The 12,252-nt window shown below is 73.8% G+C and carries 10 protein-coding genes; 3 read left to right on the forward strand and 7 right to left on the reverse strand.

Features of this window, described 5'->3' with window-relative positions; genetic code table 11:
• Positions 1–34: 34 nt before the first annotated feature.
• The gene (locus ACIBMZ_RS07545; protein WP_396691736.1) at positions 35–1,741 is read left to right on the forward strand and encodes an alkaline phosphatase D family protein; all 1,707 of its coding nucleotides are present in this window, start codon (positions 35–37) and stop codon (positions 1,739–1,741) included.
• A 117-nt stretch (positions 1,742–1,858) separates the two neighbouring features.
• Here ACIBMZ_RS07545 and ACIBMZ_RS07550 read toward each other — a convergent pair whose 3' ends face one another.
• From ACIBMZ_RS07550 to ACIBMZ_RS07560, 3 genes are all read right to left on the reverse strand, one after another.
• Positions 1,859–2,479 (reverse strand): HAD family hydrolase, encoded by a 621-nt coding sequence (locus ACIBMZ_RS07550; RefSeq protein ID WP_396691737.1) that lies wholly within the window; start codon positions 2,477–2,479, stop codon positions 1,859–1,861.
• Positions 2,479–6,093, reverse strand: a complete 3,615-nt coding sequence (gene smc, locus ACIBMZ_RS07555; RefSeq protein ID WP_396691738.1) for a chromosome segregation protein SMC — start codon at positions 6,091–6,093, stop codon at positions 2,479–2,481. Before smc ends, ACIBMZ_RS07550 begins: the two co-directional genes overlap by 1 nt.
• Before the next feature lie 203 nt (positions 6,094–6,296).
• Positions 6,297–6,491, reverse strand: a complete 195-nt coding sequence (locus tag ACIBMZ_RS07560; RefSeq protein ID WP_092373577.1) for a hypothetical protein — start codon at positions 6,489–6,491, stop codon at positions 6,297–6,299.
• A 370-nt stretch (positions 6,492–6,861) separates the two neighbouring features.
• Here ACIBMZ_RS07560 and ACIBMZ_RS07565 point away from each other — a divergent pair, with 370 nt between their 5' ends.
• Together ACIBMZ_RS07565 and ACIBMZ_RS07570 are read left to right on the forward strand one after the other, a co-directional pair.
• On the forward strand, positions 6,862–8,292 hold the full coding sequence (locus ACIBMZ_RS07565; protein WP_396691740.1) for a CAP domain-containing protein: 1,431 nt from the start codon (positions 6,862–6,864) through the stop codon (positions 8,290–8,292).
• A gap of 158 nt (positions 8,293–8,450) precedes the next feature.
• Positions 8,451–9,284 carry an endo alpha-1,4 polygalactosaminidase gene (locus ACIBMZ_RS07570; protein WP_396691741.1) on the forward strand — a complete coding sequence of 278 codons (834 nt, stop codon included), beginning with the start codon at positions 8,451–8,453 and terminating at the stop codon, positions 9,282–9,284.
• 42 nt (positions 9,285–9,326) lie between these two features.
• Here the strand turns inward: ACIBMZ_RS07570 and mutM are convergent, their stop codons facing one another.
• The 4 genes from mutM to rpmF form a co-directional block, all read right to left on the reverse strand.
• Positions 9,327–10,184 carry a bifunctional DNA-formamidopyrimidine glycosylase/DNA-(apurinic or apyrimidinic site) lyase gene (gene mutM / locus ACIBMZ_RS07575; RefSeq protein ID WP_396691742.1) on the reverse strand — a complete coding sequence of 286 codons (858 nt, stop codon included), beginning with the start codon at positions 10,182–10,184 and terminating at the stop codon, positions 9,327–9,329.
• A complete protein-coding gene (gene rnc, locus ACIBMZ_RS07580) occupies positions 10,177–10,998 on the reverse strand; it encodes a ribonuclease III (protein ID WP_396691743.1) in 822 nt (273 codons plus the stop codon). The genes mutM and rnc overlap by 8 nt, the downstream gene beginning before the upstream one ends.
• A complete protein-coding gene (locus ACIBMZ_RS07585) occupies positions 10,995–11,948 on the reverse strand; it encodes a phosphate acyltransferase PlsX (protein WP_396691906.1) in 954 nt (317 codons plus the stop codon). Before ACIBMZ_RS07585 ends, rnc begins: the two co-directional genes overlap by 4 nt.
• A 129-nt stretch (positions 11,949–12,077) precedes the next feature.
• The gene (gene rpmF, locus ACIBMZ_RS07590) at positions 12,078–12,251 is read right to left on the reverse strand and encodes a 50S ribosomal protein L32 (protein WP_091435485.1); all 174 of its coding nucleotides are present in this window, start codon (positions 12,249–12,251) and stop codon (positions 12,078–12,080) included.
• Between the last annotated feature and the right edge of the window lies 1 nt (position 12,252).

Raw genomic sequence — 12,252 nt, forward strand, 5'->3', positions numbered from 1 at the left:
AGAAGAGGTTTCCCCCTCACCTCGGAGGTTCGCCATGCCCACCGCCCGACTGCTCATCGGTCCGCTTCTCCGGCGGGTCGTCGGCACCCGGGCCACCGTGTGGGTCGAGACCACGGCCCCCGCGACGGTCACCGTCCGCACGCCGGGCGGGGCCTCCGGCACGGCCGCCACCTTCTCCGCGTACGAGCACCACTACGCGCTGGTGGTCGTGGAGGGGCTCACCCCGGACAGCGCCACCACCTACGAGGTGCTGATCGACGACGAGGTCGCCTGGCCGCCGCCGGAGGGCCGCTTCCCGCCCAGCGTGATCCGCACCCGCGCGGAGGACGACCGGGACCAGCCGGTACGGCTGCTCTTCGGGTCCTGCCGGGAGACCACCCAGCACGCGACCACCCGCAAGCTCCCGCCGGACGCGCTGGACGCGTACACCCGGCGGGTGCTGGCCGACCCGGACCCGGCGGCGCTGCCCGACCTGGTGGTGCTCCTCGGCGACCAGGTCTACGCCGACGAGACCTCGCCCACCATGAAACGGTTGCTGCGGCGTCGGCGGCGTCGGCCCAAGGACGCCCCCAGCGACCAGGTGGTCAGCTTCGACGAGTACACCAAGCTCTATCTGGAATCGTGGAGCGACCCGGAGATCCGCTGGCTGTTCTCCACCGTGCCGAGCGTGATGATCTTCGACGACCACGAGGTGATCGACGACTGGAACACCTCGGCGTCCTGGCGGGCGGACATGCGCGAGCAGCCCTGGTGGGCCGAGCGGATCGCCAGCGGACTGGCGTCGTACTGGGTCTACCAGCACCTGGGCAACCTGTCCCCGGACGAGATCGACGCCGACCCGGTCTACGCCAAGGTCCGCGCGTCCGAGGACGCCACCGAGGTGCTGCGCGAGTTCGGCGCGCGGGTCGACACCGAGGCCGACCTGTCGCACGACACCGAGCGCTGGAGCGCCGTGCAGTACCAGTGGAGCTACGCGCTCGACCTGGGCCGGACCCGGCTGGTGATGCTGGACAGCCGGTGCAGCCGGGTGCTGGTGCCCGGGCGCCGGACGATGCTGCCGGCCGCCGAGTGGGCCTGGTTCGTCGACCAGGCCCACGGCAGCTACGACCACCTGGTCGTCGGCACCTCGCTGCCGTGGCTGCTGCCGCCCGGCATCCACCACGTCGAGGCGTGGAACGAGAAGCTCGCCGACTCGTCCCGCCCGTGGGTCGCCGGGCTGGCCGAGAAGCTGCGCCGCGCCCTCGACCTGGAGCACTGGGGCGCGTTCCGGCGGTCCTTCGAGGGTCTCGCCGAGTTGTTCGCCCGCCTCGGCAGCGGCGCATCGGGCGGGCCCGACGACCGCAAGGGCGCCGGACCCGCGTACCCGGCTCCGGCCTCGATCAGCGTGCTCTCCGGCGACGTGCACCACTCGTACGTGGCCCGGGTCCGGTTCGCCGACCCGGACGTCCGCACGCCCGTACACCAGCTCACCTGCTCGCCGATCCACAACCAGGTGCCGGCCGGGATGCGCCCGGTGATGCGGATGGGCTGGGCGCGTGGTCCGGCCGGAGCGGCCCGCGCCCTGGCCCGTACGGCCGGGGTGCGCCGGTCCTTCGTGAAGTGGCGCAAGTTGGCCGGGCCGTACTTCGGCAACGCGGTGTCGACGTTGACCAACGCCGGTCGCGGGTCGGAGGTGGTGATCGAGGGCACCACCAGCGACGGCACCCTGCGCGAGGTGGCCCGGCAGCGGCTCACCCCCTGAAAGGAAGGGCCCCCTGCCAACGCCTGCGGTAGCGGAAGGGCCCCTTCCCAACACGTCACGACGCGGCGGCGTGCACGGCGGGCGACCGGGCGCCGGGCACCCGGCCGCAGGGCCCACTCAGGTGGCCAGCGCCGCCCGCAGGTAGCGCAGGTCCTCGGGGCCGCTCCACCGGTGCGCGGACAGGCCCGCCACCCGGGCGCCGCTGATCGCCCGGTCCTCGTCGTCGACGAAGAGCACCCGGCCCGGCGCGGTCTCCAGGGCCTCGCAGGCGGCCTGGAAATACTCGCGGGCCGGCTTGTGCACCCCCACCACCGAGGAGTTGACCACCACGTCCAGCTCGTCGGTCAGCCCCAACGTCGCCAGGTCGTCGTCGAGCAGGTCGGTGGCGTTGGTGGCGAGCCCGACCCGGATGCCCCGACCCCGCACCTCGCGGACGAAGTCGAGCACCACCGGGTCCACCTCGCCCCGGTAGCGCTGCCACTGCTCGACGGCGGCCCGGGCCCGCTGCGGTCCGCCCGCCGAGTCGGCCAGCGCGCCGGCCACACTCGACACCCACTCGGCGTGGCTGACCCGGCCGGTCAGCACCGGTTGCAGCCCCTCCCAGTGCATGGCGATCTCACCGAGCACCCCCTCGGAGAGGCCGTACTCCCGCTCCACCCCGGCGGCCACCGCCGGATCGAAGCGCCGCAGTACGCCGTCGAAGTCCAGCAGGAGCGCCGTCGCGCGTTCCCGAGCCACTACCCGTTCTCCTCGCCGCGGCCGTGCCGCTCGTCGTCGGTGTCGGCCCGGTTGAGCCGTTGACTGATCACCTGGGTGACCCCGCCACGCATGGTCACGCCGTACAGCGCGTCGGCGATCTCCATGGTCCGTTTCTGGTGCGTGATGACGATGAGCTGACTCTTCTCCCGCAACTGGGCCATCAGCGTGATCAGCCGACCCAGGTTGACGTCGTCGAGCGCCGCCTCGACCTCGTCCATGATGTAGAACGGGCTGGGCCGGGCGCGGAAGATCGCCACCAGCATCGCCACCGCGGTCAGCGACCGCTCGCCGCCGGAGAGCAGCGAGAGTCGCTTGATCTTCTTACCGGGCGGCCGGGCCTCGACCTCGACACCGGTGGTCAGCATGTCGTCCGGCTCGGTGAGGATCAGCCGGCCCTCGCCACCGGGGAACAGCACCTCGAAGACCTGCTCGAACTCGCGCGCGGTGTCGGCGAAGGCGCTGGCGAAGACCTCCAGGATGCGGTCGTCCACGTCCTTGACCACGGTGAGCAGGTCACGGCGGGTCGCCTTGAGGTCCTCCAACTGCTCGGAGAGGAACTTGTACCGCTCCTCCAGCGCGGCGAACTCCTCCAGCGCGAGCGGGTTGACCTTGCCGAGCAGGGTCAGTTCCCGTTCCGCCTTGGCGGCCCGCTTCTCCTGCGCCGGTCGCTCGTACCGCACCGGCTCGGGCACCGGCAGGCCGTCCCGTTCGGCGGCGGCCACCTCGGCCTCGGTCGGCGGCACCGGCTGCTCCGGCCCGTACTCGGCGACGAGGGTCTCCACGGTCAGGCCGAAGTCCTCGGCCGCCTTGGCCTCCAACTGCTCGATGCGCAGCCGCTGCTCGGCCCGCGCCACCTCGTCCCGGTGCACCTGGCTGGTCAGCCGCTCCAGTTCACCACCGAGCCGTTTCGCGGCGGCCCGCACCTCCTGTAGCTCCGCCTCGCGGGTGGCCCGTTCCCGCGCCACCGCGTCGCGGTGCTCCTCGGCCCGCGCGATGCTGCTGGTCAGCCGGGTCAGGGCCGCCCGGGCGCCGCCGGCCACCGCCCGGGCGATACCCGCACCCCGGGTACGCGCCGCCCGCCGCGCCGCCGCCCGCTCCCGCGCGGCCCGCTCGGCGGCGGCCTGCCGACGCAGCGAGTCGGCCCGCCCGGCGATCGAGGCCACCCGCTCCTCGGCGGTACGCACCGCGAGCCGGACCTCCATCTCGTTCTGTCGGGCCTGCGGGACCATCGCGGCGAGCTGGTCGCGTTCCTCGGTGGACGGTTCGGCGTCGATCGGGGTCGCCTCGGCCAGCCGCAGCCGCTCCTCCAACTCGGCCAGCGCGGTCAGGTCCCGTTCCCGGGCCGCCTCGGCACGTGACCGGGACTCGCCGAGCCGGTCGGTCTCCGCCGTCGCCGACCGGGCGGCGGCGCCGAGTTCGGCCAGACGTCGGGCGGCGGCGTTGCGGTGGCTCTCCGCCTCCCGCTTGGCGGCGGCGGCGTGCTGCACCACCTCCTTGGCGGCGGTGACCTCGGCTCGCGCCTGCACGAGTTGTTCACGCAGGTCGGCACTGCTCCGTTCGGCGGTGAGCCGGTTGGTCCGGGCCTCCTCGACCGCCGCCTGCACCTCGATGTAGCTGGGCGCCTTCGCCGAGCCGCCGGCCGCCGCGTACGCCCCGACGACGTCACCCTCCCGGGTGACCGCACGCAGCTCGGAGTTGACGGTGACCACCTCGGCCGCGGCGGCGAGGTCGTCGACCAGCACCACGTCGCGCAGCGCCCGGTGCACCGCCGGACGGATCTGTACGTCGCAGTCCACCAGGTCGGGGGCCCAGTGGGCGCGGTCGGGCAGTTTGGGGCGCAACGTGTCGGCCGCACCGGACATCCCCGGCCCGGCGGGGCTGCCGACGAGCAGGCCGGCGCGCCCGGCGTCGGAGATCTTCAACAGGCGCATCGCCTCGACGGCCTCGTCGACCCCGCTGACCGCGACCGCGTCGGCGAGCCCGCCGAGCGCGGCGGCCAGCGCCGCCTCGTGGCCGGGGGCGACCGTGAGCAGGCCGGCGAGGCTGCCCAGCAGCCCGGGCACCTGGTCGGCGCGGGCCAGCAGCGCGCCGGCGCCGTCCTTGCGGCGCAGCCCCAGGGCGAGCGCCTCCTCCCGCGCCTTCCAGGTGGCGGCGTCCTTCTCGGCCGCCCGTTCGGCGTCGGCGAGCGACCGTACGGTGGCCTGTGCCTGCTCCTGGGCACCGACCGCCTCGGCGTGCCGGGTGTCCAGGTCGGCGTTGTCGCGGTCCGCCTCGGTGGACTGCTCGGCGACCGCGTCCAGGTCGGCCTGGGCACGCTCGGCGCGGGTCAGCGCGTCGGTGTGTGCGGCGGCGAGCCGTTCGATCTCCTCACCGGCGCTGGTGGTCCGGGCCCGGGCCGAGTTCACCTGCCCGGTGAGCCGGGCCAGCCCCTCCCGCCGATCGGCGATCGCCTTGGCCGCGGCGACCAGTTCCCGCTCCGCCGCAGCGAGTTGCCGCTCCAGCTCCTGGCGGTGCTCGACCGCCTCGGCGAGCCGGATCTGGTCGTCGGTGAGCGCGGCGCGCAGGTCCTCCTCCTGCTCGCGGATCCGCTCGGACTCGGCCTCCAACTGTTCCGGGTCGCGGCCGGGACGTTCGTCGTCCGGGGTCGCGCTGAGGTGTCGCAGCCGCTCCAGCGCGAGTTGCTCGATCGAGCGGAACCGCTCCTGGAGGGCGGAGAGCCTGTACCAGGTGTCCTGTGCGGCGGCCAGCAGCGGCGCGTCGGAGGCCAGCGCCTCCTCCAACTCGCCGAGGCGGGACTGCACCTCGGCGTGCTCCGCCTCCACCTGCTCGCGGCGGTGGCGCAGCGCCGTCTCGTCGGCGATCTCCTTGTCCAACGTGGTGCGCAGGGTGGCCAGGTCGTCGGCGAGCAGCCGCAGTCGCGCGTCCCGCAGGTTGGCCTGGATCACGGCGGCCCGCCGGGCCACCTCGGCCTGCCGCCCGAGCGGTTTGAGCTGGCGGCGCAGCTCGGCGGTGAGGTCGGTCAGCCGGTTCAGGTTGGTCTGCATCGCGTCGAGCTTGCGCAGCGCCTTCTCCTTGCGCTTGCGGTGCTTGAGGACGCCGGCCGCCTCCTCGATGAACGCCCGCCGGTCCTCCGGCTTGGCGTGCAGCATGCCGTCGAGCCGACCCTGGCCGACGATGATGTGCATCTCCCGGCCGATGCCGGAGTCGGAGAGCAGTTCCTGGATGTCGAGCAACCGGCAGGAGTCGCCGTTGATCTCGTACTCGCTCTCGCCGGAGCGGAACATCCGGCGGGTGATGGAGACCTCGGTGTACTCGATCGGCAGGGCACCGTCGGTGTTGTCGATGGTCAGCGTCACCTCGGCCCGGCCGAGCGGGGCCCGACCGGCGGTGCCGGCGAAGATGACGTCCTCCATCTTGCCGCCCCGCAGGGCCTTCGCGCCCTGCTCGCCGAGCACCCAGGCGATGGCGTCGACGACGTTGGACTTGCCGGAGCCGTTGGGGCCCACCACACAGGTGATCCCGGGCTCCAGCTTGAGCGTCGTCGCGGAGGCGAAGGATTTGAAGCCCTTCACCGTCAGGCTCTTGAGATGCACGTCCCGATCCTCGTCCGGTGGCCGCCGTACCGTCGCCCGGCTGCGCGGACCCTGGTAAACCCGCAGGGTAACCCGGCACCGGGTGGCCCACCCCACGCGACCCGCCTGCCGGCGTCCGGGGCCGGGCAGAGATGCGCGCCGGCACACATCGTGTCGGCGCGCTGCTGTGCGGTGGTGCTATTCGGTTGTGGCGACCAGGTGGGTCAGGTCAGTGCCGGCTCGGCCAGACGGAGCAGATCGTCCGCCTCCGCCGCCGCCGCCGCGAGCCGATCGTTCTCGGCACGCAGTCGGGTGACCTCGAACTCCAGTGACTGAACCCTGGAACGCAGTCGGGTGACCTCGTCGAGCAGACGCCGGTCGGGCGCCGCACCTACGTGGCCATAGAGGGCCTTCGCCATTTTGACTCCTTGATATGCGCTGCCGGAGAGGCCGGCCAACGCGCGCCCTGGTGTACGCGACTACCACTCCCACGAGATCTGGGCATGGCCGGGCGCGACTGGCGACACCTACATATTGAGCCGGGAGCCCCTGATTCGTCAAGTTCTCGCAGGCCGTAGATCATCTCTACGTCGGCCCGACCGATCACCGGCGGCTGCCACCAGGCGCGGACACGCTCTGTCCGGACGCCTCGACTCTACGCTCCGGTCCGGTGGATTACCTCACCCGGATGTACAGGGTCCTCTTAACTCTTCCTTAGCCGGATTGCTGCCCCCAGGGGCGACACGTAGCGTCACGACGGCCCGTACCCGACCCGTGGAGGCGACAGGCGTGCACGGCTGGAACGACCCGCGCGAGCCGGAGGCCCACCCTCGGCGACCGGAAGCCCCGACCGAGGATCCGGCCTGGTTGACCGACCGGCCCGCACCGAGGTCTGCCTACCTGTTCGGTGACGAACCGGGAGGTTCGGCCGACCGGTGGTACGACGACCAGCCGACCGAGCAGTGGCGACCGGACGCCGCGCACTCCCTGCGGCGGGAGGAGACCGACTGGCGGGCCGGCCAGCACCAGGCCGTCGAGCCGGCGGCCGGGTACCACGACCCGACCGGCCGTGGCTGGACGCCGGACGGGCCCGGCGGGCAGAACATCCCCGGGTGGCCCGCACCGGCCGACCCCGAGCGGCCGGCCCGGCACGCCGCACCGGAGACCGATCACCACGGTGCCGACTGGGACACGCAGGTCCGGGGGTACGACGTCCCGGCCGGGCCCACCTCGGGCTACCCGACCGGCCCGGCCCCGGACCGCTACGACGGGTACGCCCCGACCGCCGGCCACGGCCGGTACGACACGGCCGGTGACCGGTACGACATGACCGTCGAGGGCGAGCACGGCCCGTACGCCGGCACCGGCGACCACGGCCGGTACGGCCTGCCGACGGAGCAGCGGGGCACCGCCGACCAGCCGGACGAACCGGCCGGCCCGGACGATCGCGGGGAGCGCCGCCGACTGCGGCGGCCCCTGGTGCTCGGCGGCGCCGCCGCGGCGGCCACCCTCGTGGTGAGCATCGGCGTCGCGGCCCTCGCGCTGCCCGGCGACGACGACACGACCGACCGCACCGCCGCCGACATCCCCGCCGCCACCGCACCGGCCGTGGCGGACGACCCGGTGGACCCGGTGCTGGACCCGAGCGACTCCCCGAGCCCCAGCCCGAGCCCGAGCGTCTCGCCGAGCAGCGCGTCACCGTCGCCGTCACCGAGCCGGGCCAGCAGCAGCCCCACCCCGGCGGCGTCACGGACCACCGCGCCCTCGCGGCAGAACACCGAGCGTCAGGGCAGCCAGAACCGGGCCAGTACGCCCAGCACCTCCCCCTCGGCGGGCACCGACTCGCAGGCGGCGGAGGTGGTACGGCTGGTCAACGTCGAGCGGGCCGAGGCCGGCTGCGGCGCGCTCAGCATCGACGACAAGCTGATGACCGCCGCCCAGCGGCACAGCCAGGACCAGGCCGACACCCGGAACATGTCGCACACCGGCAGTGACGGCAGCAACCCCGGAGACCGGATCGACCGCGTCGGCTACACCTGGCGGACCTACGGCGAGAACGTGGCGTGGAACCAGCGCACCCCGGCTGCGGTGATGGACGCCTGGATGAACAGCGACGGTCACCGGGCGAACATCCTCAACTGCGCCTTCACCGAGATCGGCGTCGGGGTGGCCGACGGCAACGGACTGTACTGGACGCAGGTCTTCGCCGCGCCGCGCTGACCCGCGCCGCGCTGACCCGCGCCGCGCTGACCCGACCCGCCGGTCCCGGCCGGACTGCGAGTCCTGATCGGGTCTGTCCTCGTTTGACCGGGTGAGGTACGCCGTCGCGTACCTCACCCGGGCGGTGTGACGCCGCCCCGCGAGGTGCGGAGACGGCGATGCGGATCGGGGCGGGCCGGACGCGGTGGGTACGCCGGTTGCTACCGGCCGGCCTGGCGCTCACGGTGCTCGCCGCCCCGGCCGCCTGCCGGCCTCCGCGCCCCCCGCCCGGCGCGCCCACGAGCTGGCCGGTGGCCTCGGCGCGCCACTGGCAGTGGCAGTGGCAACTGCGCGGCGAACTGGATGCGGAGGTCCCGGCGAACGTGTTCGTGCTCGATCCGGTCCGCACCACCTCGGCGCAGACCGCCGCGTTACGCGCCCGCGACAGCCGGCTGGTCTGCCAGGTGCACGTCGGGTCGGTGCACCCCGTCGATCCGGACGCCAGCCGCTACCCGGCCGAGGTACGCGGCACCACCTCCACCGGCACCGACCGCACCTGGCTGGACGTACGCCGGTGGGACGTGCTGCGTCCGGTGCTGGCCGACCGGTTCCGGCTGTGCCGTGGCAAGGGCTTCGGCGCGGTGCTGCTGGCCGACGCCGACGGGTACGCCCAGCGCTCCGGGTTCCCGCTGGACTTCGACCACCAGCTCCGGTTCAACCGTCAGGTGGCGGCGCTGGCCCGTACCCTCGACCTCTCCCCCGGCCTGCTCGGTGCCCTGCCGCAGGTCGCCGCGCTGGCACCCGAGCTCGACTTCGCGGTCGACGAGGAGTGCGTACGGCTGGCGCGGTGTGAGAAGCTGCTGCCCCTCGTCGACGCCGGCAAGCCGGTGTTCCACGTCGAGTACACCGGCGGCACCGCGGACTTCTGCGTCACCAGCGTCGGCTACGGATTCGCCTCCATCCGCAAGAACCGCACCCTGGACGCCTGGCGACTGCCCTGCCCCGCGCCCTGACCCCGGCACCCTGAACCGACAACCCGTGCGGCTCCCCGACGGTCAGCCGCGCAGCGAGCCCCGGGGGCGCGGCTGACAGCGGGGGCAACTGTACGAGGAGCGGTTCATGAACGCCTCCCGCCGGATCGGCGCACCGCACCGGTGACAGGGCTGCCCCTCCCGGCCGTACGCGTTCAACGACCGGTCGAAGTAGCCGCTCTCGCCGTTGACGTTGACGTAGAGCGCGTCGAAGCTGGTGCCACCTGCGGTGATCGCCTCGGCGAGCACGTCCCGGACGTGGCCGAGCAGCCGCCGGGCGGCCGGTCCGGTGAGAGCGTCGGTGGGCCGGGCGCCGTGCAGGCCCGCCCGCCACAACGCCTCGTCGGCGTAGATGTTGCCCACACCGGAGATCAGCGTCTGGTCCAGCAGCGCGCGCTTCACCTCGGTACGCCGTCGCCGCAGCGCGGCCACGAACTCGTCGTCGGAGAACTCCGGGTCCATCGGATCCCGGGCGATGTGCGCTATCTCGGTCGGCAGGGCGGCACCGCCCTCGCTCACCGACAGACCGCCGAACGTCCGCTGGTCGACGAAGCGCAACTCCGGGCCGTCGTCGGTGAACCGGAACCGCACCCGCAGGTGCGCCTCGTCGGCGGTGCCCGCCGGTTGCAGCAGCAACTGCCCGGACATCCCGAGGTGCCCGATCACGGCGTCGCCGCTGTCCAGCGGGAGCCACAGGTACTTGCCCCGCCGCCGGACGTCGAGCACGGTCCGACCGGCCAGCACGTCGGCGAAGTGGACGCCGCCCGGCTGGTGCCGGCGGACCGCCCGGGGATGCCGTACCTCGACCACGTCGATCCGGCGGCCGATGACCCAGCGGGCCAGGCCCTGCCGGACCGTCTCCACCTCGGGCAGCTCAGGCACGGTGCGCCTGGACCTCGCCGACGGTCTCGGTCCGCCCGTCGACGGTCACCGCGTCCGGCTCGCCGGCCGGGTCGGTGGCCTCGTCCGGGCTCGACTCCGCCTCGGCGTCGGCGGTCAACATCCGCCAGGCGGACTCGGCCGCCCGTTGCTCGGCCTCCTTCTTGCTGCGCCCGTCGGCGCCGCCGTACCGGTTCCCGGCGACCACCACCCAGGCGGTGAAGGTCTTGAGGTGGTCCGGGCCGGTGCCCTCGATACGGTATTCCGGGACCCCGAGCCCGAGGGCTGCGGTCAACTCCTGGAGGCTGGTCTTCCAGTCCAGAGCGGCCCCCCGGCCGGCCGACTCGGCCATCAGCGGGTCGAACAGCCGGTGGATCACGATCGCGGCGGTGTCCAGGCCGTACTGGAGGTAGATCGCCCCGAGCAGCGCCTCCAGGGTGTCGGCGAGGATGCTCGCCTTGTCCCGACCGCCGGTGGTCTCCTCGCCCTTGCCCAGCAGCAGGTACGGGCCGAGGCCGTCCGGGCCCAGACCACGGGCCACCTCGGCGAGGGCGCGCATGTTCACCACGCTGGCCCGCAACTTGGCCAACTGCCCCTCGGGCAGGTCCGGATGGTTGTGGAACAGCGCAGTGGTGATCACCACGCCGAGCACCGAGTCGCCGAGGAACTCCAGCCGCTCGTTGGTGGGCAGACCACCGTTCTCGTACGCGTAGGAGCGGTGGGTGAGTGCGCGCTCCAGCAGGTCCGGGTCCAGCGTCACGCCGAAGGCGGCTTCCAGGTGGCCGACGGAGGGCCTCCGCCGCTTGTCGTTGCTCATGATGTGCGTACCTCGGTGTCGGTGGTGCGGTCGGTGCGGTGGCCGGCGAGCAGCGCGGCGACCCGGTCGGTGGCGTCGCGACGCCAGAGGTGGGCGGCCAGGGCGATGCCGGAGGAGATGTCGTCGGGGCGGGCGGCACCGTGGCAGACGACCACCGTCCCACCCACGCCGAGCAGGGCGGCCGCCCGGGGCGCACCCCCGCCGGGCGGCGGTCCACCAGCCATGGCGTACGCGCCCTCGATGGCTTTGAGCAGCACGTTACCGGTGAACCCGTCGGTGACCACCACATCGGCACGCGTGCCGACGCAGACGTCGTACCCCTCGACCATGCCGACGTAGCGGGCGTCGGCGGGCAGGGTCACGGTGCTGAGCACGGGATCGGTGAGCCGGCGGGCCCGGTCGCCCTTGCCCGCCTCGGTGCCCACCGAGAGCAGACCCACCCGGGGTGCGACGACGCCGTGGGCGGCACCGGCGTAGGCGGCGCCGAGCACGGCGTGCCGGACCAGCGTGGCCGGGCTGGGTTCCAGCGAACCGCCGACGTCGAGCAGCACCACCGGTCCGGAGACGGCGGGCAGGACGGCGGCGAGCGCCGGACGGCGGACCTCGGGCCAGCGGCCCAGGCCCAGTGCGGCGGCGGCGACGGTCGCGCCGGTGGACCCGGCGGAGACCAGCGCGTCGGCCTGGCCGGCGCGCACGGCCGCGACGGCCGCCCGGACGGTGGAGTCGGTCCGCGCGGTGACCAGTTCGTCGGCCATGTCGACAGCGGTCCGCGCGGGCCGGACGGTGACCCGGGCGCGTTCGGCCGGGTCGAGGGCATGGATCAGCACGCCGGCCACCTCGGTCGGGCCGACGAGCAGCAGATGCAGGTGAGGGTCGGCGCGCACCGCCCGCAGAGCGCCGTCCACCACGACGGCGGGAGCGTCGTCCCCGCCGAGGAGGTCAACGGCGATCCGTGCGGTGCCCGGCTCCGTCGCGACGCCGGCCGGCGCGAGCCGGCCGGCGTCGGCGGGAGTACCGGGCGATCGCCGGGGTGTGCGCGTCGCCCGACCCGTGGTCGGAGACGTCACTCGGCGTCCAGGTCAGACCTCGAGGACCTGGCGGCCGTTGTAGGTGCCGCAGACGGAGCAGGCGGCGTGCGGCAGCTTCGCGGACTTGCACTGCGGGCAGGCCACGGTCGCGACCGCCGCGGCCTTCCAGTTCGCCCGGCGGGACCGGGTGTTGCTGCGCGACATCTTGCGCTTGGGGACGGCCACG

Source organism: Micromonospora sp. NPDC049900, assembly GCF_044461025.1.
Classification (GTDB): Bacteria; Actinomycetota; Actinomycetes; order Mycobacteriales; family Micromonosporaceae; genus Micromonospora.